This window comes from Myxococcales bacterium (genome assembly GCA_016720545.1).
In the GTDB taxonomy this organism is placed as follows: domain Bacteria; phylum Myxococcota_A; class Polyangia; order Polyangiales; family Polyangiaceae; genus JAAFHV01.
In genome coordinates this window covers 906,724-930,894 of sequence record JADKKK010000001.1, presented here as the reverse complement: position 1 = coordinate 930,894, position 24,171 = coordinate 906,724, and the positions used below count along the sequence as shown (strand labels likewise).

Genomic DNA, 24,171 nt, shown 5'->3' with positions numbered 1-24,171 from the left:
CCCTGAGGACGCGCAGCGTCCGATTTGGGGGAGGCCGGCCCGCGCAGCGGGACGGGTGGGGGGCACACGCGAAGCCACACAAGCAACATGCGACAAGCCATGAGCCCCGGTAGCCTGCCAGCGACCACGAGCCCCCCCCGCCCCGCTCCGCCTCCCCTGAGGACGCGCAGCGTCCGATTTGGGAGGACCGGCCCGCAGCGGGACGGGGGGGCAACGCGGCCACACTCGCCAGCGGCAACCCACGCCCCTCTCCGCCTCCCCCTGAGGACGCGCAGCGTCCGATTTGGGAGGCCGGCCCGCGCAGCGGGACGGGTGGGGGCAACCCCTCTGGGCCGGCGCAGCGGGACGGGTGGGGGCGCCCCTACTCCCGAAAAAAGCCAACGAGCCCCACGTGCTCTCGCACATGGGGCCCGTCGTGAGGGTCCGAAGACCCGCTGCTTCCTACTCCTCGTTCACCGCCGTGAGCGACTCGGGCGCGCGCGGCAGGGGCGGGGGCGCGGGGCGCTCGTAGGTCTCGCCGCCCTCGACGATGAGGTTCAGCGACTTGTAGGCCGTGAGGCCCGTGCCGGCCGGGATGAGGCGGCCCATGATGACGTTCTCCTTGAGCCCGCGGAGGGTGTCCGTCTTGCCGTTGATGGCGGCCTCGGTCAGCACCTTCGTGGTCTCCTGGAAGCTCGACGCCGAGATGAACGACTCGGTGGAGAGCGACGCCTTGGTGATGCCGAGCAGCAGCGGCTCCGCGATGCCCGGCTTGCCGCCGCGCTCGATGACCGCCTGGTTCTCCCGCTCGAACACGTGCTTCTCGACCTGCTCGTCGATCAGGAAATTCGTGTCGCCCACGTCCTTGATGCGGACGCGCCGGAGCATCTGGCGAACGATGACCTCGATGTGCTTGTCGTTGATGGCGACGCCCTGCAGGCGATACACCTGCTGAATCTCGTTCACCAAGAACGCCGCGAGCTCCTTCTCGCCCTTCACGCGCAGAATGTCGTGGGGGTTCGAGGGGCCGTCCATGAGCGGCTCGCCCGCGCGGACGCGGTCGCCCGGCTGCACCTGCACGTGCTTGCCCTTGGCGATCAGGTACTCGCGCGCCTGATCGACGAGCTGCGTGCCGTCGTGCGCGAAGGGCGTGATCATGACCTTGCGCTTGCCCTTCGTGTCCTTGCCGAACGAGACCTCGCCGTCGATCTCCGCGATGATCGCGTGGTCCTTCGGCTTGCGGGCCTCGAAGAGCTCGGCGACGCGGGGGAGGCCGCCCGTGATGTCCTGGGTCTTCGTGGTCTCGCGGGGGATCTTCGCGATGACCTCGCCGGCCTCGATGATGTCCCCGTCCTGGACGACGATGTTCGCGCCGACCGGGAGGAGGTACCGGGCCTCGAGGGTGGAGTTCGGGAGCCTGAGGGTCTCGCCGGTGTCCTTGTTCTTGATGGTGATGCGGGGGCGCACCTCGGCGGCGCGCGACTCGATGATCACCTTGCGCGAGAGGCCGGTGACCTCGTCGAGGCGCTCGACCATCGTGACGCCTTCGACGATGTCGCCGAACTTCACGATGCCCGCGACCTCGGTGAGGATCGGCATGGCGAACGCGTCCCACTCCGCGAGGAGCTGAGCCGGCTTCACCTTGTCGCCCTCCTTCACGCGGAGCACCGCGCCGTACACGAGGCGGTGGTGCTCGCGCTCGCGCCCGGAGTCGTCGACGATCACGATCTCGCCGTGGCGGTTCATGACGCTGACGGTGCCGTCGTTCTTCGTCGCGACGTTCGCGTTGCGGATCTGCACGTGGCCCTCGCTGCGCGCCTCGAGCGAGGACTGCTCGATCTTGCCGCGAGCGGCCGCGCCGCCGATGTGGAACGTGCGCATCGTGAGCTGGGTGCCCGGCTCGCCGATCGACTGGCTCGCGATGATGCCGATCGCCTCGCCGATGTTGACCTTGTAGCCGCGGGCCAGATCGCGCCCGTAGCACTTCGCGCACACGCCGCGCCGCGTGACGCAGGTGAGCACCGAGCGAATGACCACTTCCTCGATGCCGGCCTCTTCGATGCGCGTGACGAGCGCCTCGTCGAGCTCGGTGTTCGCCGCGACGAGCACCTCGCCCGTGAGGGGATCGATGACGTCCTCGAGGGTGACGCGACCGAGGATGCGGTCGCCGAGCGGCTGGATGACCTCGCCCGCGTCTTCGAGGCGCGTGACGCGGATGCCGTCGAGGGTGCCGCAGTCGAACTCGGTGATGACCGCGTCCTGCGCGACGTCGACGAGGCGGCGGGTGAGGTACCCGGAGTTCGCCGTCTTCAGCGCGGTGTCCGCGAGGCCCTTACGAGCGCCGTGGGTCGAGATGAAGTACTGGAGGACGCTGAGACCCTCGCGGAAGTTCGCCGTGATCGGCTGCTCGATGATCTCGCCCGAGGGCTTGGCCATGAGGCCACGCATGGCGGCGAGCTGTCGAATCTGCTGGGTCGAGCCACGAGCGCCCGAGTCGGCCATCATGTAGATCGGGTTGAAGGAGGGCTCGATGCTCTCCTTGCCGGTCTCCGGGTCGGTGACCTTCTCCTTGCCGATGACGAGCATCATCTCCTGCGTGACCTTGTCGGCGACGCCGGCCCAGATGTCGACGACCTTGTTGTAGCGCTCGCCGTCGGTGATGAGGCCTTCCTGGTACTGGTCGACGACGCGCTGGACCTCGTCCTGCGCCTCGCCCAGGAGGACCTTCTTCGCGTCGGGGATGACCATGTGATCCATGCAGATCGACGAGCCCGACTTGGTCGCGTACTCGTAGCCGAGGCTGCGCAGGCGGTCGGCGAGGAGCACCGTCGCCTTGTTGCGGTGCTTGCGGTAGCAGGCGTCGATGAGCGCGGTGAGGGCCTTCTTGTCGAGTGCCTTGTTCACCAGGCTGAAGCTCAGCCCCTCGGGGAGCACCTCGGAGATGAGGCACCGGCCCACGGTGGTGTTCACCATGATGCGCTGGTTCGTCCCGGGGTCGATCACGCGCACGCGGATCTGCGTGTGGATCGTGACCTCGCCGTTGTCGAAGGCCATGCGGACCTCCTCGGGCGAGGAGAACACGCCGCGGAGGTGCCCCTCGACGTGGCCCTTCTTGTCCACCGAGAGCGCGCCCTCGCGGTAGCAGCCCTTCGCGTACTTGCGCTCGCGGGTGGCGTAGTAGAGCCCGAGGACGATGTCCTGCGTGGGGTTGATGATGGGCTTGCCGTTGGCGGGCGAGAGGATGTTGTTCGTGCTCATCATGAGCACGCGCGCCTCCATCTGCGCCTCGACCGAGAGCGGCACGTGGACGGCCATCTGGTCGCCGTCGAAGTCGGCGTTGAACGCCGCGCACACGAGCGGGTGGAGCTGGATGGCCTTGCCCTCGATGAGGACCGGCTCGAACGCCTGGATGCCGAGGCGGTGGAGCGTCGGCGCGCGGTTCAGGAGGACCGGGTGCTCGCTGATCACCTCCTCGAGGATGTCCCAGACCTCGGGGCGCTCCTTCTCCACCATCTTCTTCGCAGACTTGATGGTGTTGACGTAGCCGCGCTCTTCGAGCTTGTTGTAGATGAACGGCTTGAAGAGCTCGAGCGCCATCTTGGTGGGCAGGCCGCACTGGTGCAGCTTGAGCGTGGGGCCGACGACGATGACCGAGCGGCCCGAGTAGTCGACGCGCTTGCCGAGGAGGTTCTGGCGGAACCGGCCCTGCTTGCCCTTGAGCATGTCGCTGAGCGACTTGAGCGGGCGCTTGTTCGGGCCGGTGATGGTCTTGCCGCGGCGGCCGTTGTCGAAGAGGGCGTCGACCGCCTCCTGGAGCATGCGGCGCTCGTTGCGGATGATGATCTCGGGCGCGTTCAGCTCGAGCAGCCGCTTCAGGCGGTTGTTGCGGTTGATGACGCGGCGGTAGAGATCGTTGAGATCGCTCGTCGCGAAGCGGCCGCCGTCCAGCGGGACGAGCGGACGGAGGTCCGGCGGGAGCACCGGGATGACGGTGAGCATCATCCACTCGGGGCGGTTGCCCGAGTCACGGAAGGCCTCGGTGACCTTGAGGCGCTTGACGACCTTCTTGCGCTTCGCCTCGCTGGTGGCCGAGCGCATGTCCTGTCGGAGGGTCTCCGAGAGGGTGTGCACGTCCATCTGCTTGAGCATCTCGAGGATGGCCTCGCCGCCCATGCCGGCGGAGAACTTGTCGTCGCCGTACTCGTCGAGGAGCTGCATGTAGCGGTCCTCCGAGAGGAGCTCGCCGCGGTCGAGGCCGGTCTCCTTCGGATCGATGACGATGTACGCCTCGCAGTAGAGGACCTTCTCGAGGTCCTTCAGCGTGATGTCGAGCATGTTGCCGATGCGGCTCGGCAGGCTCTTCAGAAACCAGATGTGCGCGACCGGCGTGGCCAGGTTGATGTGGCCGAGGCGCTCGCGGCGCACCTTGCTCTGGATGACCTCGACGCCGCACTTCTCGCACACGATCCCGCGGTGCTTCATGCGCTTGTACTTGCCGCAGTTGCACTCGTAGTCCTTCACCGGTCCGAAGATCTTGGCGCAGAAGAGGCCATCGCGCTCCGGCTTGAAGGTGCGGTAGTTGATGGTCTCGGGCTTCTTGACCTCGCCGTGCGACCACTCGCGGATTTTTTCAGGCGACGCGAGGGAGATACGGATCGCCGCAAAAGAGAGCGGATCCTTGGGCTTCTCGAAGAAGGAGAAGATGTCGCGCATGGGGAAACCTTTCTAGTTTCGGAAACGAACTACGGAGTCTGGGAGGGGCGAGGGGCGCGTGCTTCGCGCCGCGCCTCGCGAGGGGACGGGGCGACGGCGCCGAGAGGAAGTCGAGGGGCGGGGTCCACGCGCGCTCGGGAGCGGCGCGTGGACCAGGGCCGCGCGGGCCGCCTACTCCTCTGCGGCGTGGTCGGAGTTGGCCTTGATCTGGGAGGGCTCGAGCAGCTCGATGTTCAGGCAGAGCGCCTGGAGCTCCTTGATGAGCACGTTGAAGCTCTCCGGCAGACCCGGCTCGAGCGTGTGCTCCCCCTTGACGATGGCCTCGTACATGCGCGTGCGGCCCATGACGTCGTCGCTCTTGACGGTGAGGAACTCCTGGAGCGCGTAGGCGGTCCCGTAGGCCTCCATCGCCCAGACTTCCATTTCGCCGAGGCGCTGGCCGCCGAACTGCGCCTTGCCGCCCAGCGGCTGCTGGGTGACGAGCGAGTAGGGCCCGATGGAGCGCGCGTGGATCTTGTCGTCGACGAGGTGGTGGAGCTTGAGGACGTACATGACGCCCACGGTCACCTCTTGGTCGAACGCCTCGCCCGTGCGCCCGTCGAACAGGATCGACTGGCCGGACTCGTGGAGCCCCGCGATGCGCAGGCTGTCGCGGATGGCCTGCTCGGGGGCGCCGTCGAAGACGGGGCTCGCGAACTGCACGCCGCCGCGGAGCTTCGCCGCGACCTTGCGGATCTCGTCGTCCGAGAGCTTGCTCAGGAAGGTGTGGAGGGCCTTGTCGCCCTCGTAGATCTTGAGCACGTGATCGCGGATGGCCTGCGGCGAGAACTTGGCCTCCAGCATGTTCTGGAGCTGCCAGCCGAGGACCCTCGCGCCCCACCCGAGGTGGGTCTCGAGGATCTGCCCGACGTTCATGCGCGAGGGCACGCCGAGGGGGTTCAGGACGATGTCGACCGGGCGGCCGTCCTGGAGGTAGGGCATGTCCTCTTCCGCCATGATGCGAGAGACGACGCCCTTGTTTCCGTGGCGACCGGCCATCTTGTCGCCGACCTGAAGCTTGCGCTTGATCGCGATGTAGACCTTCACCATCTTGATGACGCCGGGCGGGAGCTCGTCGCCCTTGGAGAGGCGATCGATCTTGTCGCGGAAGTGCTCCTCGCGGACGCGGACGATCTCCTCGAGCTCCATCAGCTTGCCGCCGATGTCGTCGGCGTCGGCCACGGGCAGCTCGCCCCAGTACTTGTGCGGGACCTCGTCGAGGGCGGCCTCGTCGAGCTTCTGGCCCTTCTGCAGGAGGACCTTGCCCTTGTCGTCGACCAGCTTGCCGCTCGTGGTCTCGCCCACGAGCTTCTTCTTGATCTGACGGAAGAACGAGTCGCGGAGGATCTTCACCTCTTCGCGGAGCATGCGCTCGAGGCGCAGCTTCTCGCTGTCTTCGATGGCCTGGGCCCGCTCGTCCTTGTCGGTGCCCTTGCGGGAGAAGATGCGCGCGTTGATGACGATGCCCGCCACGCCCGGGGGGACGCGGAGCGAGCTGTCACGGACGTCGCCCGCCTTCTCGCCGAAGATGGCGCGGAGGAGCTTCTCCTCGGGGGAGAGCTGCGTCTCGCCCTTCGGGGTGATCTTGCCGACGAGGATGTCGCCGGGCTTCACCTCGGCGCCGATGCGGACGATGCCGCTCTCGTCGAGGTCCTTCAGGGCCTCTTCGCCGACGTTCGGGATGTCGCGGGTGACCTCTTCCTTGCCGAGCTTGGTGTCGCGGGCGACGCACTCGAACTCCTCGATGTGGATCGAGGTGAAGACGTCGTCTTTGGCGATGCGCTCGGAGATGAGGATCGAGTCCTCGAAGTTGTAGCCCTGCCACGGCATGAACGCGACGACCACGTTCTGGCCGAGCGCGAGCTCGCCCATGTCGCAAGACGGGCCGTCCGCGAGGACGTCGCCCTTCTTGACGCGCTCGCCCGCCCGGACCACCGGCTTCTGGTTGAAGCAGGTCGACTGGTTCGAGCGCTGGAACTTGGTGAGCGAGTAGATGTCGGGGATCTCGGCCTTGTCACCCTCGGCGCGGACGACGATGCGCGAGGCGTCGACGCTGTCGACGATGCCGTCGCGCCGCGCGACGATGCACACGCCCGAGTCCATGGCGAGGCGCCCCTCCATGCCCGTGCCCACGTAGGGCGCGTGCGAGCGGATGAGCGGCACCGCCTGGCGCTGCATGTTCGCGCCCATGAGCGCGCGGTTCGCGTCGTCGTGCTCGAGGAAGGGCACGAGGGCGGCGGCGACGGACACCATCTGGTTCGGCGCCACGTCCATGAGCTGGATCATGTCGGGCGTGACCATGTGGAAGTCGCCGTTGAGGCGCGCCGAGACCAGGCTCTCGGTGTACTTGCCCTTCGAGTCGAAGGGCGCAGACGCCTGGGCGATGTACTTGCCCTCCTCCTCGAGCGCGGAGTACCAGCCGACCTCGTCGGTGATGCGCCCCTCGGACACGCGGCGGTAGGGCGTCTCGACGAAGCCGTACTCGTTCACGCGGGCGAAGGTGGAGAGCGACGCGATGAGGCCGATGTTCGGACCTTCAGGGGTCTCGATGGGGCAGATGCGGCCGTAGTGCGTCGGGTGGACGTCGCGGACCTCGAAGCCCGCGCGCTCGCGCGTGAGACCGCCGGGCCCGAGCGCCGAGAGGCGGCGCTTGTGCGTGACCTCGCTGAGCGGGTTCGTCTGGTCCATGAACTGCGAGAGCTGCGAGGACCCGAAGTACTCCTTCACCACCGCGGAGACGGGCTTCGCGTTGATGAGGTCGTGCGGCATGAGGGTGTCGATTTCCTGCGACATGCTCATGCGCTCTTTGATGGCGCGCTCCATGCGAACGAGACCGATTCGGTACTGGTTCTCCATGAGCTCGCCGACGGCGCGCACCCGGCGGTTGCCGAGGTGATCGATGTCGTCGACGGAGCCGCGGCCGTTCTTCAGCTCGATGAGGTGGCGCACCGTCTCGAGGATGTCCTGGGGCGTGAGCACCTGGGTGTCGATCGGGGGGCGCTGCTCCTCGGGCAGATCGCGGTAGAACTTGTAGTTCAGCTTGAGGCGCCCGACCTTCGAGAGGTCGTAGCGCTCGGCGTTGAAGAACAGGTTGTGGAAGAGGGTCTTCGCCGTCTCGAGCGTGGGCGGATCCCCGGGGCGGAGGCGCCGGTAGATCTCCATGATCGCGTCTTCGGTGGTCTTCACCTTCTCGGCGAGCAGGGTGTCGCGGAGGTACGAGCCCACGTTGAGGCCGTCGATGAAGAGGATGCGCAGCTCTTCGACGCCCGCCTCGCGGACCTTCTCGATCTTCTCGGGCGTGAGCTCCTCGTTCACCTCGAGGATGACCTCGCCGGTCTCGCGGTCGACGACGTCGTGCGCCGCGACCTTGCCGGTGAGCTCCTCGGCGTCCACCTGGAGGCGATCGACCTTCGCCTCGCGCAGCTTCTTCATCGCTGCCTTGGTGAACTTGGTGTTCTTCTTGACGATGATCTCCGTGCCGACCTTGATGTCGCGCGTGGCGCGCTGGCCCGCGAGGAGCTCGTACTCGACGCTCTTGGAGATCTTCTGGCCCTTCTCGAGGTACACCGTCTCGGTGTTGTAGAAGTAGTTGAGGAGGTCTTGCGTACTGTAGCCGAGCGCGCGGAGCAGCACCGTCGCGTGCATCTTCCGGCGGCGGTCGATGCGCACGAAGATGATGTCCTTCGGGTCGAACTCGAAATCGAGCCACGAGCCGCGGTACGGGATGACGCGCGCGCTGTAGAGGAGCTTGCCCGACGAGTGGGTCTTGCCCTTGTCGTGATCGAAGAAGACGCCCGGGCTCCGGTGGAGCTGGCTGACGACGACGCGCTCGGTGCCGTTGATGATGAACGTGCCCGTGTCGGTCATCAGCGGGATCTCGCCGAAGTAGACCTCCTGCTCTTTGATGTCGCGCACGATGCGCTCCCCGCCGTCGCGGGTGTCGTAGATCATGAGCTGCGTCGTGACCTTGATGGGCGCCGCGAACGTCATGCCGCGCTGGCGGCACTCGTCGACGTCGTACTTGGGCTTCTCCAAGTTGTACGACACGAACACGAGCTCGCTCGTGCCGTTGAAATCCTTGATGGGGAACACGCTCCGGAACACGGCCTGCAGGCCGACCTCGACGCGGTCGTTCGACGGCACGTTCGTCTGGAGGAATTTGTCGTACGAGGACTTCTGAATGTCGATGAGGTTGGGGAGCTCGATGACCCGGCTGATGTTGCCGAGGTTCTTGCGGATCCTGAAGTTCGACTGGATGACGCTCGCCATCGTTGCTCCTGCTCGCGGCACGACTCGAAGAGAAAGCGAAGGCACCCGGTGCGCGTTCCGGGACCTTCGTGATCACGCTAGGGACAAGTGGGGACGCGCTACCTGACAGGCCTGCCGGGGAAAGTCAAGCACCGCCGGCACGGACGTTGCCTGAGTGGACCCTGCTCGGGTGTGCAGGTGGTGCCTATCTATCTGATTTTAAAGAACTAGCCGTGTCGCCTCAGCGGCGGGGTGGCGGGAGCGCGGGGCCGAGCTGGGCCGCCCGCCGGCGCTCGGAGTGGTCGCTCGATAGGCCACCCGACTCAGTTCTCGGCCCGCTCGTCGCGCTCGCTCCAGGCGGCGTCGAGGTCGTCGGTGGAGAGGGGCTCCTCTTCGACCTTCGCCCCGGTCGTGTACAGGTCGTCGCGAATGGGCGGCAGCGGGCCGCCGAGGTGGCGCGGGCCGAGGCGGGCTAGGATCTCCTCGAAGGTGACCCGGCCGGTGCGGAACTCCTCGTCGCGCGCGGCCGCAGCGACCGCGTCGGGGATAGGCCGCTCGACCGTAGGGTCGTCGTGCATTTCCTGGGGCGGCCGCGGGTCCGGGCGCGCAGCGGTAGGTCGCGGCGTGTTGTCGATGTCGCTCTGCACGGGCCGAAGGGTAGCCGAACGCGGCCCCGAGCGCACGGACGGCGCGACGCGGGCGCGGCGGGCACCCCGCTCACCTCAATGCGGTCACTTGAAGCGCATGCACCGGGCGCCGATGCCGCCCGTGACCATGCGCGGAGTGAGCTGCTGGTTTCGGTGGTGCGTCACGCTCCCGTAGCCGATGCCGTAGCCCCGGAACTCGAACGTGTTGTCGGGCTTGAGGACCGCCTCCATGAGGTTGCCCTTCATGTCGCGCCACCCCTCCCCGCCCGCGGGCAGCGTGACGACGTCCGCCGCCACGCGACCTGGCGGGGCGATGCGCGCCGAGCCGTCGTAGGTGTTGCTGCCGTCCGGCGGGTAGTAATACACGCGCGGCTGCGAGATGCCGTCGCAGCGGGTGATGCCGTCGCTGCCCGAGTTGATGCCGTTCGAACACGACGGGGTCGCCCCGGCGACGAGCAGTCGGCTGTTGTTGCCGCTCACGTAGTCGAACACCTCGGTGGTGGCGAGCTGGCCGCCGTCCCACGCGCACATCGCCGCGTAGAGTCCGAAGGTGGAGCAGTTCAGCGCCTTCACGTCCATCTGGTCTTGTGTGAAGAACCGCCCGACGCCGCCCGTGTAGGTGTTGACGATCGGCCGATCGAAATAGAACGTGCCGTATCCGTACGAGCCCGCGGTGGTGGAGCAGTTTTGCGCGTGGATGACCGCGTAGTCGACCGTGGGCCAGCCGGGGTTCGTGACGTACTCGGGGAAGAACGTCGACCCCGGCGTGATGAGCGACGTGTAGAGGCCCGGGCGGAACGAGAAGTTGCCGCTCGCCACCGACCAGGAGGTCTGCGTGCGGTTCGTGAGGTAGCGGTCTTGCCCCGGGTAGAGCAGGTTCGTCGTGGGGTCGGTCACGGTGAAGTTGACCACGTTGCCCTCGGCGCTCGCGGGGAGGGCGTCTTCCCAACCGTTCACCCACCGCGACGGCCGCCGGGCCGCCATGAAGCTCTTCACGTCGGGCAAGCCGTTCGCCGCGGTCACGGCCGCGATGAAGGCCCGCATGCGGCCCGCGGTGACCTCGTACTTGTCGAGGTACACGGTCTTGCCGGGCTGCCGCGGATCCGAGTACCCGGTGACCGGGAGAGTGCGGCAGCAGCTCTCGTGGTTCACTCCAGCCCCGCCCACCTCGCCGGTGCCGCAGGTCTCGCCGCCCTGAGCGGCGCGGCAGCTCGGCCCCTCGAGGCAGGTCTTCTTCGTCGCGCTGCACGCGGCCGATTGGCAATCGCGATCCGCGAGGCACGCGCGCTCCGAAGCGCACGGCGGAGCCACGGTGCCACCGCAGTCGATGTCGGTCTCATCGCCGTCTTTGCGGCCAGCCTTGCGCGGCTCGCACTTCAGCACGCCGCCGTCGAGCGAGCAGAACTTGCTGTCGCAGTCGCCGCCTACCTTGCACTCCTTGCCGGTCGCGCACACGGGCGCGCCGGGACCGCCGCAGTCGACGTCGGTCTCGGTGCCGTTCTTCACGCCGTCGTTCGTGTAAGCGCCCGCGCAGGCCTTCGTAGGCAGACACACGAGGCTCGTGCAGTCGCTCGCTACCAGACACGGATCGCCCGCGGCGCACGCGGGCGCCTTGGTCGCCACCGCAGTCGATGTAGGTCTCGTCGCCGTTCTTCACGCCGTCGGTGATCGAGGGCGCACGGCACACGAACGCGCGGCACACGGCGCTCGCGCAGTCGCGCCCGTTGATGCAGCTCTTGCCGTCGGCGCACTTCGGGGCCACGAGGCCGCCGCAATCGACGTCGGTCTCGTCGTTGTCGCGGAGGCCGTCGGTCGGGCTCGGCTTCTTGCACTCGCCGCCGATGCACGGGGTGGCGTCGCAGTCGTCCTGCTCGCGGCACGCCTTTCCGAGCGCGCAGCGCGGGGCCGTGGTGCCGCCGCAGTCGACGTCGCTCTCGTCGCCGTTCTTCACCCCGTCGGTCGCGCTGGGAGCCGCGCAGGAGCCGTTGACGCATCGTCCCCCGTCGCAGTCGGTGTCGGCCTTGCACTGCGGCTCGGCGTCAGGCGGCGGTAGCGGCGCCCCGTCCGGGAGCGTGGTGGCCGTGGGCACGGGTCCACCGTCCGCGCCGCCCGCCGGTGGGTCCGACGAGCAGGCGAGGAACCCCGCGCCGAGCCATGCGGCCGAAAAGCTGAGGCAAAGCAGTCGCTTCATAAAGCAAATCTCCGGGTCGGGGCCAGCTTCCCATCATAGCGCCCGCCACGGATGCGGACCAGGACGTTCGCAGGGCTCTCCGTCCAGCGACACGCCTCGCCGACAAAAGACGGAAGGCCGCCTCCCGTGAGGGAAGCGGCCTTCGGCGGTCGCTGAATCGAGCTTACTTGAGCTCGACCTTGGCGCCCGCCTCTTCGAGCTTCTTCTTCATGTCGGCGGCGTCGGCCTTGGAGACGCCCTCCTTCACGACCTTGGGCGCGCCCTCGACGAGGTCCTTCGCCTCCTTGAGGCCGAGGCCCGTGATCTCGCGGACGACCTTGATCACGTTGATCTTGCTCGCGCCGGCCTCCTTGAGCTCCACGTTGAACTCGGTCTGCTCCTCGACGGGGGCAGCGGCGACCGCGGGACCCGCGGCGACGGCGACGGCGGCCGGAGCAGCCTTGACGCCCCACTTGTCCTCGAGGGTCTTGATGAGCTCCGCGATCTGGATCACGGGGAGGTTCGAGAGGTAATCGACGACCTGGTCCTTGCTGATGTCAGTCATTTTCGTAGTTCTCCAAACGTAGAATCTTGTGAGGGTCTTGCCGCGCCTCTCGACGGCGGCGTTACTTGGGAGCGGAGGCGAGTGCCCACGCCACGGCGACTGCGGTGCGGTGCGGGGCTCAGCCCTGCTTTTCGAGCTCCTGCTCCCGAGCGGCGAGCAGATACACCAGGTTCTGGGTCGGCGCCTGAAGGAGCTGAACGAACTGGGTGAGGGGTGCCTGGAGCGTGGCGAGGAGCATGGCGCGGAGCTCGTCCTTGCCGGGCATCGTCGCGAGCTGATCTTCGACGGCCTTGCCGTCGAGGATGCTGCCGTCGAGGAGGCCTGCCTTGACTTGAAGCTTCTGGCCCGCCTCGCCCTCGTCCTTCCGGAAGGCCTTGACGATCTTGGCTGCCGCCGACGGGTCCTCGTAGCTCCACGCGACGCCGGTCATGCCGGTGAGCTGCGTGTCGAGCTTCGAGCCGTAGGCGCTGCCCTTGAGGGCGTGCTTGACGAGGGTGTTCTTGACGACCTTGTACTCGACGCCCGCTTTCCGGAAGTTGGCGCGGAGCTTGGTCGCGCTCGCCACGGTCATCCCCTTGTAGTCGAGGAGGACGACGGAGGTCGCGCGATCGAACTTGCCCTTGACCTCGCCGATGACGGTGGTCTTGCCTGCTTTGGTGCTTGTGGCCGCTGCCATGGCTTACGCCTCCTCGGTCTTGCCCGAGAACGGCGCCGGGTCGACCTTGAGCCCGGGGCCCATGGTCGAGCTGACCGTGATGCTCCGGAGGTAGGTTCCCTTCGCCGTCGAGGGCTTCTTCTGGATGAGGGCGCCGATGAGCGCCTTCGCGTTCTCGGCGAGGGCAGACTCCTCGAACGAGCTCTTGCCGATGCGGGCGTGCACGATGCCCGCCTTCTCGGTGCGATACTCGATCTTGCCGCCCTTGGCCTCGCGGACGGCGTTGCCGACGTCGAACGTGACCGTCCCGACCTTCGGGTTCGGCATGAGCCCGCGGGGGCCGAGCACGCGACCGAGCTTGCCGACCGCGCCCATCATGTCGGGGGTGGCGATCACGCGGTCGAAGTCGAGGAAGCCCTCGGACACCTTCGCCACCATGTCGTCGCTCCCGGCGAAATCGGCGCCGGCCTCGCGCGCCTCGCGCTCCTTGTCACCCTTCGCGAACACCAGCACGCGGACGGTCTGACCCGTACCGTGCGGGAGCACGAGCGCGCCGCGGACCATCTGGTCGGCGTGGCGCGGGTTGACGCCGAGGCGAACCGCGATGTCGATGGTCTCGTCGAACTTGGCAAACTTCGCCTTCTTGACGACGGCGCACGCCTCTTCAACCGTATATTTGCGCGAGGTGTCGACTTCCGTCGTCAACTTCGTGCGATTCTTGGACAGTTTCGCCAATGTGCCTCCCTTGCGGTCCTCTCCGCTCGGTGACTCCGAGCTTGGACCTCCCACCGGCGCCCCCCTTCAGGAAGAAGGGTGACCTCGGGAGGACTCCCGAGCGGTGGTGTCGAGGTTTTCTGCGCGGACTCGCGAACCATTCGCGGGGCCGCTAGTAAAGAAGCTTGATCAGGCCGTGATCTCGATGCCCATGCTGCGCGCCGTGCCGCGCACGATGCGGATCGCGGCCTCCACGTCGGTGCAGTTCATGTCTTGGATCTTCATCTCGGCGAGCTTGCGCACCTGCGCCTCCGACACCGAGCCCACCTTCACCTTGTTCGGCTCCTTGGAGCCCGAACCCGGCTTCTTGTTGGTGGCGAGGCCGGCTTCCTTCTTCAGGAGGACGGCGACCGGCGGGGTCTTCAGGATGAAGGTGAAAGAGCGGTCGGAGTAGACCGTGATCACCACGGGGATGATCATGTCGCCGCCGGCGGTCTTGGCGTTGAACTCCTTGCAGAAGCCCATGATGTTGACGCCGTGCTGACCGAGCGCGGGGCCGACCGGCGGGGCCGGGTTGGCCTTGCCGGCGGGGAGCTGGAGCTTGATTTGTCCGGTGATTTTCTTCATGTCGGGGGGCTCCTACGAGGGAGGCTCTCGGCGCTCCGGGCCGTGACCCAGGGAGTGGGCGGGCTCGCGAGCGAGGGAGGGTCGTAGTGGTGGCGCTGCCTCCCGCGCGAGGCCGAAGCGGCCACAAGCGGAAGGGGCGCGTTTAGTAACAGAACCACCGGCCGATGCAAGCGGAGAGATCGTCGGGCTCTGCGGGGGCGGATCGTCGGGCGTGGGGTGGGCGTGGGAGCGACGTACGCCGACGCTGCGATCCGCGCTAACTTCGCCCTCAGGGACCCGGTCCCGCCGCGGGAGTACGATGACTGCACGGTTCGACGTGGTGATCCTCGGCGCTGGCAGCGCAGGCGCGGCGCTGGCGGGGATGCTCGCCGGGGCGGGCCGCGAGGTGGCGCTGGTCGAGGCGCGGCGCTTCGACGTGGGGGGCGCGCGGTGGGTGAACGACGTCCCCCCGTGGATGTTCGATCGCGCGGGCGTGGGGCGCCCCGAGCCCCCCGAGCGGTCGAGCGACCCCATGCCCGTCACGATCCTCGGGGGCGCCCCGAGCGCCCGCCTCGCCGTTGGGCTCCGGCCCATGTGGGGCGTCGACATGCGCCGCCTCACCGAGCGCCTGCGCGCCGAGGCGCGGAGCGCGGGCGCCGAGCCCTTCGAAGCGGCCGCGCTCGACGCCGTGGAGGAGCGGGGCGGGCGGCTGCTCGCGATCACGCTGCGCGCTCGGCGGCTCAGTGGAGCCGAGCTCGCTCAGGGCCAGCCCGCTGAGGAGGCCGTGCGCCCACACACACTGCGCGCCCAGCTCTTCGTCGACGCCACCGGGACTCGCCAGTCGCTCCTCCGGCGCTCGAGCACCCTGGCCGCGGACTGCCCAGCGCCCGCGGGCGCGGACGTGTGCACCGCGCACCAGCAGGTGCGGGAGATCTCGGACCGCGACGGCGCGCGCGCCTTCCTGGACAAACACGGCGTGGCCCCGGGGCAGGTGCTCACGTTCCTTGGCCTCCGCGGTGGCTACTCGACGCTCGGCGTGATCGTCGACGCCGACCTCGAGCACGTCGAGGTGCTCACGGGAGTGGGCGGCGGCACGAGCCACGGCCGCGCGTCCCAACTCCACCGCGAGCTCGTGGGGCGCGAGCGCTGGATCGGCCGAGTGATCTACGGCGGCGGCGGTCGCATCCCGATCCGCCGGCCGTACGATCGGCTGGCCGCGCCTGGGCTGGCGCTGCTCGGCGACTCGGCTTGCCAGGTGTTCCCGGTGCACGGGAGCGGCGTGGGCAGCGGGCTCGTGGCGGCGCGCATCTTGGCCGAGGCGATCGCCGGCTTCGACGACCCCGGCTGCGAGCGCGCCACCTGGGCCTATCAGGCCGCGTTCCACCGCGAGCGGGGCGGCGTGCACGCGGCGTACGACGTCATGCGCCGCGCGACGCAGCGCCTCGACGCCAGAACGCTCGACACGCTGCTCGCCAGCGGGCTCGTGTCGCAGCAGAGCACCGCCGCGGCGCTCGCGCAGGAGCTGCACTCGCCGACCCTCGGGGAGATCGCGCGCCTCGCGCGATCCGCAACGCGCGCCCCCCGAGCCGCCGCCGGGCTGGTGGGGGCAGCGCTGCGCATGCCCGCGGTCGTGGCGCTCTACAAGCGCTACCCGACCACGGTCGATGTGCGCGCGCTGAGGCGGTGGGCGCGCGGCGCGGCGGCGCTCTGCGGGCACGCGGCGGATGTACGGGCGCAGTCGAGACCGCTTCGAGCTGCGCTGGACGCGTCGAGCACATGAATGGGCGCCCCCATCGCCCAGCCCACGCGGACGGCCTGAAACAGGAGGGCGTGGAGGGAGCTCTGCGTGGCGATCCCCGTCTGCGTTTCGCGCGCATTGACACACCGGCGGGCATGGGGATGATCGCCGCATGTGGTCCTCTGCGTTCACTCGAGCCAAAGGCGAGGTCTCCCATGAACGGGCAGTGAGCCCCGGAGGGGCGAACGCAGGTCGAAGGCGAGCCCGCGCCGAAGGCGAGGTGTCGCCTTGAACCCCATGCGCCACGGGATTGAGCTCTTCAAGCTGACCACGGCCGCGCTCGCAGCCGCCCGAGGCGCCGTCGCGCGCGCTCGGCACGGCGAGCCGCGCGAGCTCCCGCGGCCGCCGCGCTCTAAAACGAAGCGGCGCAGTATCCTCTTCATCACGGTGGACCAGCAGCGCTACGACGCCCTCGGCGTGAACGGCGGCCAGGTCGCGCGGACCCCGGCGATCGACGCGCTCGCGCGCGAGGCGCTCTGCTACCGCCGCGCCCACGTGCAGAGCGTCGTGTGCATGCCAGCGCGCTCGACGATGCTCACCGGCCTCTACCCGCGCACCCACGGCGTCGTCTCCAACGGCGTCAGCCTGCCGGACGACGGCACGAGCGTGGCCTCGTGGCTGCGCGAGCGCGGTGGGTACAAGACTGCGCTCATCGGGAAGGCGCACTTCGATCCCCACATCGATCCGCTGCTCCGCTTCCGCGAGAACCGCATCGCCGCCGAGGGGCTACGGTCGCTCTGGTATGGCTTCGAGCACGTGGAGCTCGCGACGCACGGCCCGCTCGGGGCGCACCACTACGCGCGCTGGGTCCAGTCCACGCACCCCGAGCACGTAGAGGGCTTCGCCGGCGTGCTGAGCGGTACGGGAGGCGGCGACACCGGCGCGCCCGAGGTGAAGCACAACCCCGTCCCGCGCGGCGTCTACCACACGGACTGGGTCGCCGATCGCGCGGTCGAGTGGCTCCGCGGCGTGGGCGACGAGCCCTTCTTCTGCTGGGTGAGCTTCCCCGATCCCCACCACCCGTTCGATCCCCCGGCCGACGAGGTGAAGAACCGCATCCGCTGGCGCGACGTGCCGTTGCCCGCAGGAATGCCCACCAGCCCCGAAGAGACCCGAGCGATCCTCGCGCGCAAGCCGCGGCACTGGCTGGCCTGGTGGGAGGGGCGCTTTCGCAACCCCGAGGGCGGCCCAGCGACCTTCGTGCCGTCTCAGCTGACGCGCGAGAGGGTGCAAGAGATGACCGCGATGATCCACGTCGAGAACGAGCTGCTCGACGAGGCGGTCGCCAAGCTGCTCGCGGCGCTGGAGGCGCTCGGGCTCAGCGACGACACCGATGTATTCTACACATCGGATCACGGTGATCTGCAGGGAGACCACGGCCTGTTCTTCAAAGGCCCGTACCACGTCGACTCGCTCATGCGCGTGCCGTTCCTGTGGCGCCCCGCGCCTTCGGCGAACATCGCGCCCGCCGAAATCCCCGAGCCGGTGGGTCACATCGATCTGGCGCCGACGTTCTGCGCGATCGCGGGCCTCCCTGTGCCCGAGTGGATGCAGGGGGCGCCGCTCCCGCAGGCGCCGGGCTCTGGGCGCGAGCAAGTCCTCACGACCTGGGACAGCCAGTTCTCGAAGGTGGGAATGCACCTCGCGACGATCCACCGCGGCGGCGTGACCTGTACGGTCTACTCGCCCTCTACCCGCGGCGTCGGGGGGCGCTTCCCGATCCTCTGGCCCTTGTGGAACCGCGGCGGCGAGATCCCTCGCTACGACGGCACCGAGGGCGAGCTCTACGACCTCCGAGAGGATCCGCTCGAGCGGGTGAACCTCTGGTCGGACCCTGCCCGCCGCGCGCTGCGCGACGAGCTCGCGGCCGCCCTCCGCGCGGGCCTGCCGCCCCCGCGCGTCGCGCCGCTGCCCGTCTCCGCGCCGACGTGACGCGCGGGCTCGCCGGATCCGTCGGCCGGGAGCGCCGTGAACTCGTGGTCACGGTCTGGCCGGAGATCGCAGAAATTCCGCGAGCGGGGGTCGTTCAGGCGCTGGAACGGTCGTTGCTCACGGGGCCGGCATGCGAGCCCTCGCCTGCTTGTATTTCGCGTTCTTGTCCCTGTCGGCCGTCGCGGGGTGTGCCGTGAAGGACACCGCCGGCAACGGCGAGAGCGGCCTCCTCGAGTTCTCTGCTCCCGACGAGCCGCTCGCCGTGGGGGTGCCGGCGCCCGTGCGGGTCACCCGCCCGAACCAAGGCGTCCACGTCTGCATCAAAGGGTGCGTGGACCTCGACCCGAACGCGCTCGCGATCGACGAGGCCACGTGCGACGACGGGGCGTGCGAGGTCGTCTCGTCGAGAGGTGGCCTCGGAATCATCGCGCGCCGCGAAGGTGCCTTCACGCTTCGCATCAAAGGGCGCGACGGGAGCACCGCGATCGCGGACTCGTTCACGCTCACAGCCAAAGCGCCGGCCTCTCTGGTCGTCGTGTCCGACGTACGCCCGCACGACCCCGCGGGCACTCTCGGCCTGGCGCCGGGGCTCCTCATCCAGCTTGGCGCTGAGGTGCGCTCGTCGTCGGGCGAAAAGCTCGCTCACGACGTCGACGCTGAGGTCTTCGCGGCCACGGGGGCGATGGCGCGCGCCCCGAGCGAGACCGGGGGCGCGGCGTCGCGCCGGTTCGAGGCCAAGGCGCCGGGGTCGGGCGAGGTCACGATCGCCGTGGGCCCGCTCCGCGGAGCTCTTCCCGTCGTCGTCGCCAACCCCGAGTCGACGCATGCCTCGCTCGAGCTCTACAGGTACGCGGAAGGGCGCGCGTCCAGTGAGCTCCAGAAGGGGCCTATCGTGCTCCAGCGCTCTTCGTACTCTGCGGTCGCGCTGGTGGCCCGAGACGCCCGAGGCCAGGCGTATTTCACGGGGAGCCGCTACGTGGCCACGAAGAGCGAGCCGCTCGTCTCCTCGTTTCCTGTGCACGCGACGGCGCCCATCTTCTACTTACGGACGAGCGACGAGACCCCCGACGCGTTCGTCGCGGCGTTCGGCGGACAATCGGTCTCGCTGCCGGTGGCCGTCGAGTCGACGGGGAAGTAGCGCACCACCCGCCCGACCCGGCGCGGCGTGGTTGGGCGTACCACGCGACTCTACTTGAGCGACCCCATGGCCGCGCGCAAGAGCATGAGCGCTCGCTGGCATTCGGCGAGCGCGTCGACCTGACGGAGCCGGGCGTCGAAGGTCGCCTGCTCGCGCAGGTTCACCACGAGCAGCGTGGTGTCGCCAGCGGCAAACCGGAGCCACTCTGCCCGCTCGAGCTCGGCCGAGATCTCGACCTCCTGGCGCGCGAGCGCGAGTCGGCTCCGTGCGAGCTCGCTGGCAGAGCGCGCGTCGCGGACCTCCGCCGTGACGCGGTCGCGGGCCCCACGCTCTTGCTCCGCCACGCGCGCGAGCGCAGCGCGCGCAGCCTCGGCGCGTCCGTTGGCCTGGCGGTTCTGAATGGGGACATCCAGGAGCACCTGCCCCTCGAGCTCCACCGGGCGACGGGTCGCGATTCCACCGCCGAAGTCTTTGGAGACAACGACCTGAAAATCGAGCGCGGGGAGCCGCTGATTGTTCGCGAGGTCCGCCTCTACGCGAGCCTGCTCGCGGACGAGCGCGATGCGCCTCACGTCGGGACGCTCGGCGAGCGCGCGCGCCGTGGCCGTTGGTAAGGCCTCCGCCGGCCACACCGTCGGCTCCTCGAGCGCCGGTAGACGATCGTCGGAGGGCACGACGGGGCCACCGCCTGGCGCACGGTAGTACTGCGACAGCTCGATCGCCGCTTGCTGAAGCCCGCGGTCTTGCGCCACGAGCTGAACGCGACGCTGCAGGATGACGCGAGCGTTCTCGGTGCGCTCGATGGGCGACAAGTCACCGCGAACGACCCGCGACGCGATCTGAGCGTCTCGCTTCAACGCGATGTCGAGAAGAGTGCGCGCGATCTCGCGGCGCTTCCCGGCGGCGACCCACTCCCAATAGCGGAGGCCGCCGACCCGCTTCACGTCGAGGGTGGCCGCGCGGAGCGCCTCGCCCGCGGCGGTCTCCCCGAGCGCGCCTCGCTCGCGGTTCGCGCGACGACGGTCGATGGGGCCGTTTCGGATCGTCGGCACGACGAGCCCGGCGCGCACCTCACCAAGCTCGTTGGTCAGCTGCTTGCCATCGTAGTCGGGCACGTCGCCTCGCCCGAGCCGATATCCCCCAAACACCGTGCTTCCCCAGAGGGCGGTCGGCTGCTCCACCACGGTGTCTACGCGGAAGTTCCGGTAGTAGCTGAGTGGCGTCCCTGCGACGCGCGTTCGAAAGGCCGTGTCGAATCCGCCATCCGCCGCGGTCCTGTCGCCCCGCGCCGCGGCCTTGTCTTGGCGGGCTGCGGCGACCGCGGGGTGGTCGCGATCGATCGAGGACAGCACCTCGGCGAGCGTGAGCGCGCTCTCGCGAGGAGTGGCGGTCGCGACGGGGGCAGCCGCCGTGAGGGGCGCGGTGGAGCTCTGGGCGAGGGCGCGCTCGCCGAGGGAGGCGGTAAAGAGCAGGCCCGCGGTCGCCATGACGAGACTCCTCATTTGGACTTCCCCTCGGCCTGCTCCGCCTGCTTGGGTGGCGCAGGATTCGACGCCGGGAAGCCGTTGAACTGGCGCCAAAGCTCGTAGGCCAACGACACCCTCCCAAGGAGGATGAATCCTTGGGCGCGCACCCCCTGCCGCAGATAGCGGCTCTCTGGCCACGGGGCGCCCGCGTCCGGCCGCACGACCACCCGAAACTTCCCCTTGCCGTCGTCGGACGAGTCGACGAGCGAGACTGTGCCTCCGAAGGTCCCGACCGCGACCTGGGGCCAGCCGGAGAACTGCACGGCGGGCCAACCCTCGAATTGGAGCCGCACCCGCCGACCCTCGGCCACGAGGGGCAGGTCGTTGCCATCGACGTGGAGCTCGACCGCGCGCTCCTCTGTGTCGGGGATAAGGACGGCGATCGGGTCGCCGCCCTTCACCATCTCGGAGCCTTGGGCCGCGAGCAGCTTCAGGACCGTGCCGTCGCGCGGCGCCATGATCCGCTGGGAGGCCTGCCGCGCGAGACGCACGTCCACGCGGGTGAGCTCCGCTTCGGAGTTCGCGACCTCGCCCTGCGCGATCGCCTTCGCCGCCTCGGCGTCTCGAATCAAGGCCCGCGCGTCCGACCCAACCTTCTCGTGGTCCGACTTCAGCGCGAGCTCTTCGCTCTTCGCCGCCGAGAGCGCGGCCCGGGCGCGTTCCGCATCCGTCCTGGATCGCAGCTGTTCGAGCTCCGCGACCTCGACCCCGCGCGTGGAGGTGAGCCCGTCCTTCGCGAGCGCGCGCTGGCGGTCCAGGTTCAGCTGCGAGGTCTTCACCGCGCCGTCGGCCGCGTCGACCGCGTGCTCCGCGGCCATCACCCGATCACGCGCCATGCGCGCGCGGGAGCCAGCGGCCGAGACTCCGGTGGAGCGCGAGGTCTCGAGCGAGATGATGCGGTCTTCCATCGAGCGAACGCGCGCTCGCGCAGCCTCGACCCGGTTCTCGACGGCGGACCGCTCGAGGCGCATCCGCGCGACCAGCTCGGGATCGTTGTCCGAGATGACCGCGACGAGATCTCCCTTCTTGACTCGGGTGCCCTCGTGGACCGCCCAGGACACGATTCGCCCTTCGATGGGGGCCTCGATGTTCTGCCGGCGCTCGAGGGGGGCATACGCGACGACCCGCCCTCCGCTGATCGACGTCTGCTGCCAGGGGATGATGAAGAGAGACCCGAACACCGCGGCCACCACGGCGAAGAGGAGGCGCGAGAGCCGTCGCGTCCGGGGATTTCCCTGCACCGCGCGAAAGCTGGGTAGATCAACGAGCGCGCGCGCGCCGGCTCCGGACCACCGTTCCGCGTGATTCATGAGCGCACCTCCGTGGCGGAGAGCGCTGTCGCGACGTCTGGGCGGCTCGTCGAGACGACGAGCGACTGCGTGCCTCGGGCGCCCACGAGCGTCGAGACGACCGCCGCGAGCGCGGCCTCCGGGAGGCCGTCGAGGACGCGATCGAGCAGGAGAAGGCGAGGCCCTCCTGCGAGCCCGCGGGCCAGGGCGATGCGTGTGCCCTGCTCCGAAGTGAGAGGGAGGCCGTACGTCGTGAGCTCGGTGTTGAGGCCGGCAGGGAGTCGAGCGACGGTGTCTTCGAGACCCACCGCCGCGAGCGCCCTCCGGACATCCGACTGCGACACGTTCGGGCGCCCCATGCGAACGTTGTCGAGGACCGATCCGTTGAAGACCTCCGGACCGCGGACGAGCGCGACCGCGTCACGATAGCTGGGGAGAGAGACCTCGGTCAGCGGGACTCCGTCGACCCGCACGTCGGCGTCTTCGGCGAGGCCGTACAGCGCGCCGAGCTCACCGCTGGTTTCCTGCCGCGCCGCGGAGAGGACGAGGCATTCGCCTGCCCTCACGGCGACGCGACCGCTCGCGCGTTCGAGCTCGACCTGGAGCGGGCCCGATCCCTCGAGCGGCTCGCCGTCCTCGCGCTCCGTGGAGATCTCGGTGAGGTGCCCGAGCTTGTCGAGCGAGGTGACGAGATCGTAGTAGGTCTCGAGGTGCTTTCCGAGCTTCGACACCCCCGCGACGACGGCATTGACGACCAGCTCCGAAGCGACCAACTGCCCCAACGTGAGCTGCGACTGCAGAACGAGCAGCGCGCCTAGGCCAAGCACCGAGGCGCTCGCGAACGTGTGCACCGTGAGCGAGCCGATCGTCTGGCGGAGCACTACGCGAAAGTGCTCTCTTCGCCGCTCCAGGTAGTACATCAATCGCTCGTCTGCGCGCGCGAGGGCGAAGCGTTGCGCGTTTTCGGAGCGGAACGCCACCGGGTGACGCGCGACCTCCTGCAACCAGGCGACTACGGCGTACTTCGCCTTGGACTCGCCCACGCTGGTCGATACACCTCGACGACCGAGGACGAAGATCACGAAGATGAGGGCGCCGATCAAGACGACGTCGAACGCGAGCAGGAGCGGGTGGTAGAACCCGAGCAGCCCGAGGCCCACGACCAGCTGAAGGCCGACGGCCAAGCCATCGAGAAGGAGGCCCGCGAGCGCCTTCTGCACCGTCACGACGTCGAGGAAGCGGTTGACCTGCTCCGGCCCGTGTCTTCCCTCGAAAGCCCCGGGCGAGGCGTGCGACAGCTTGCTGGCGAGCTCGAGCGAGGCGCGCACGAAGACTCGCTCCTGGAGCAGCTCGACGAGCTTCACTTGCCAGACCCGCAGCGCCGCCGAGAAGCCAAGGACGATCGTCAGCAGCACCGTCAGCACGGCGACGGGCTGGAGGAGCGTCCCCATCGCCACCGACGTGACCAGGGCCTGCACCGCCACGGGGACGGCGAGCGTCGTGAGCCCGACGAGCGCTCCGAAGACTGCGATGGCCCAGATGTCGTCGCGCTCCAGCCTGACGAGCTCTCGAAGTCGCTGGTGCGGCGTGGCGTGCGTGGCGTGCGTGGCGTGCGTGGCGTGCGTGGCGTGACCACGCGCTGCGGGGGTCGGCATTTCAGCGCCTGATCCTCCGCGGGCGGTTCTTTCCGAGCAGCGCCTCCAAGACGACGCGGGTGAGGGCCTCGCGGGTGAACGGCTTGGGAAGGACGACGGCGCCGAGCGCCTGGGCCTCGTCGCTGACCGCCTGGCTCGGGTAGGCGGTCATCAGGACCGCGGGCGTGGTCCACTCGGAGCCGCGAATCGCCCTCAGCGCCTCGAGGCCCGTGATACCAGGCATCCGGTTGTCGAGCACGATGAGGTCGACCCCGTCGAGCGGGAAGCCGCCTAGGGCGATGTCGGACAGCGTACGGAGGAGCGCTCCACCGGACGCGTTCTCGCGGATGTCGTAGCCCTCGCGGCGGAGCGTCGTGTGCACCACCTGCCTCATGTCACTGTCGTCGTCGACGACCACGACCCTGGCGCCCGAGCGCCAAAACGGGGTGGTCGGCTCTTCCTCTTCGTCCCACTCGACCGATGTTGCTGCGACCACGGTTCACCTCGGCTCTCGGCCC

General features: G+C 69.0%; 15 protein-coding genes. 3 read left to right on the top strand and 12 right to left on the bottom strand.

The annotated features are described in order from the left end of the window. Positions 1-441: 441 nt before the first annotated feature. The 8 genes from rpoC to rplK all read right to left on the bottom strand — a co-directional run bounded on the left by rpoC (position 442) and on the right by rplK (position 14,357). The gene (gene rpoC, locus IPQ09_03860; GenBank protein MBL0193357.1) at positions 442-4,692 is read right to left on the bottom strand and encodes a DNA-directed RNA polymerase subunit beta'; all 4,251 of its coding nucleotides are present in this window, start codon (positions 4,690-4,692) and stop codon (positions 442-444) included. Between the two features lie 171 nt (positions 4,693-4,863). Continuing rightward, positions 4,864-9,000 carry a DNA-directed RNA polymerase subunit beta gene (gene rpoB, locus IPQ09_03855; GenBank protein MBL0193356.1) on the bottom strand — a complete coding sequence of 1,379 codons (4,137 nt, stop codon included), beginning with the start codon at positions 8,998-9,000 and terminating at the stop codon, positions 4,864-4,866. Positions 9,001-9,302: 302 nt separating this feature from the next. After that, positions 9,303-9,626, bottom strand: a complete 324-nt coding sequence (locus tag IPQ09_03850; protein MBL0193355.1) for a hypothetical protein — start codon at positions 9,624-9,626, stop codon at positions 9,303-9,305. An 84-nt stretch (positions 9,627-9,710) separates the two neighbouring features. Beyond that, positions 9,711-11,132: a hypothetical protein gene (locus IPQ09_03845; GenBank protein ID MBL0193354.1), complete on the bottom strand. Its 1,422-nt coding sequence runs from the start codon at positions 11,130-11,132 to the stop codon at positions 9,711-9,713. Between the two features lie 848 nt (positions 11,133-11,980). Continuing rightward, positions 11,981-12,361, bottom strand: a complete 381-nt coding sequence (gene rplL, locus IPQ09_03840; GenBank protein MBL0193353.1) for a 50S ribosomal protein L7/L12 — start codon at positions 12,359-12,361, stop codon at positions 11,981-11,983. 118 nt (positions 12,362-12,479) lie between these two features. Further along, a complete protein-coding gene (locus IPQ09_03835; protein ID MBL0193352.1) occupies positions 12,480-13,037 on the bottom strand; it encodes a 50S ribosomal protein L10 in 558 nt (185 codons plus the stop codon). 3 nt (positions 13,038-13,040) lie between these two features. Then, the gene (locus tag IPQ09_03830; GenBank protein MBL0193351.1) at positions 13,041-13,751 is read right to left on the bottom strand and encodes a 50S ribosomal protein L1; all 711 of its coding nucleotides are present in this window, start codon (positions 13,749-13,751) and stop codon (positions 13,041-13,043) included. 168 nt (positions 13,752-13,919) lie between these two features. Beyond that, a complete protein-coding gene (gene rplK, locus IPQ09_03825; protein ID MBL0193350.1) occupies positions 13,920-14,357 on the bottom strand; it encodes a 50S ribosomal protein L11 in 438 nt (145 codons plus the stop codon). Between the two features lie 298 nt (positions 14,358-14,655). On the opposite strand from rplK, the gene IPQ09_03820 reads away from it, so the two are divergent. The 3 genes from IPQ09_03820 to IPQ09_03810 all read left to right on the top strand — a co-directional run bounded on the left by IPQ09_03820 (position 14,656) and on the right by IPQ09_03810 (position 19,204). Then, a complete protein-coding gene (locus tag IPQ09_03820; GenBank protein MBL0193349.1) occupies positions 14,656-16,116 on the top strand; it encodes a hypothetical protein in 1,461 nt (486 codons plus the stop codon). Positions 16,117-16,371: 255 nt separating this feature from the next. Then, on the top strand, positions 16,372-18,066 hold the full coding sequence (locus IPQ09_03815) for a sulfatase-like hydrolase/transferase (protein ID MBL0193348.1): 1,695 nt from the start codon (positions 16,372-16,374) through the stop codon (positions 18,064-18,066). A 130-nt stretch (positions 18,067-18,196) separates the two neighbouring features. After that, on the top strand, positions 18,197-19,204 hold the full coding sequence (locus IPQ09_03810) for a hypothetical protein (protein ID MBL0193347.1): 1,008 nt from the start codon (positions 18,197-18,199) through the stop codon (positions 19,202-19,204). Between the two features lie 50 nt (positions 19,205-19,254). Here IPQ09_03810 and IPQ09_03805 read toward each other — a convergent pair whose 3' ends face one another. The 4 genes from IPQ09_03805 to IPQ09_03790 are packed head-to-tail and all read right to left on the bottom strand — an operon-like array spanning position 19,255 to position 24,149. Continuing rightward, positions 19,255-20,706, bottom strand: coding sequence for a TolC family protein (locus tag IPQ09_03805; protein MBL0193346.1), 1,452 nt, complete (start codon positions 20,704-20,706; stop codon positions 19,255-19,257). Beyond that, the gene (locus IPQ09_03800; GenBank protein MBL0193345.1) at positions 20,703-22,040 is read right to left on the bottom strand and encodes an HlyD family efflux transporter periplasmic adaptor subunit; all 1,338 of its coding nucleotides are present in this window, start codon (positions 22,038-22,040) and stop codon (positions 20,703-20,705) included. Before IPQ09_03800 ends, IPQ09_03805 begins: the two co-directional genes overlap by 4 nt. Continuing rightward, complete coding sequence (locus IPQ09_03795) at positions 22,037-23,674, bottom strand: ABC transporter ATP-binding protein (GenBank protein MBL0193344.1); 1,638 nt, start codon at positions 23,672-23,674, stop codon at positions 22,037-22,039. Before IPQ09_03795 ends, IPQ09_03800 begins: the two co-directional genes overlap by 4 nt. Before the next feature lies 1 nt (position 23,675). Then, positions 23,676-24,149, bottom strand: a complete 474-nt coding sequence (locus IPQ09_03790) for a response regulator (GenBank protein ID MBL0193343.1) — start codon at positions 24,147-24,149, stop codon at positions 23,676-23,678. Positions 24,150-24,171 lie beyond the last annotated feature (22 nt).

Excerpts from the sequence above, each read along its gene's own strand:
- IPQ09_03820 (MBL0193349.1), top strand. The coding sequence starts at position 14,656 with ATGACTGCACGGTTCGACGTGGTGATCCTCGGCGCTGGCAGCGCAGGC.
- IPQ09_03795 (MBL0193344.1), bottom strand. The coding sequence starts at position 23,674 with ATGCCGACCCCCGCAGCGCGTGGTCACGCCACGCACGCCACGCACGCC.
- rplK (MBL0193350.1), bottom strand. The coding sequence starts at position 14,357 with ATGAAGAAAATCACCGGACAAATCAAGCTCCAGCTCCCCGCCGGCAAG.
- IPQ09_03800 (MBL0193345.1), bottom strand. The coding sequence starts at position 22,040 with ATGAATCACGCGGAACGGTGGTCCGGAGCCGGCGCGCGCGCGCTCGTT.
- rpoB (MBL0193356.1), bottom strand. The coding sequence starts at position 9,000 with ATGGCGAGCGTCATCCAGTCGAACTTCAGGATCCGCAAGAACCTCGGC.
- IPQ09_03805 (MBL0193346.1), bottom strand. The coding sequence starts at position 20,706 with ATGAGGAGTCTCGTCATGGCGACCGCGGGCCTGCTCTTTACCGCCTCC.
- IPQ09_03810 (MBL0193347.1), top strand. The coding sequence starts at position 18,197 with ATGCGAGCCCTCGCCTGCTTGTATTTCGCGTTCTTGTCCCTGTCGGCC.
- IPQ09_03835 (MBL0193352.1), bottom strand. The coding sequence starts at position 13,037 with ATGGCAGCGGCCACAAGCACCAAAGCAGGCAAGACCACCGTCATCGGC.
- IPQ09_03815 (MBL0193348.1), top strand. The coding sequence starts at position 16,372 with ATGCGCCACGGGATTGAGCTCTTCAAGCTGACCACGGCCGCGCTCGCA.
- rplL (MBL0193353.1), bottom strand. The coding sequence starts at position 12,361 with ATGACTGACATCAGCAAGGACCAGGTCGTCGATTACCTCTCGAACCTC.
- rpoC (MBL0193357.1), bottom strand. The coding sequence starts at position 4,692 with ATGCGCGACATCTTCTCCTTCTTCGAGAAGCCCAAGGATCCGCTCTCT.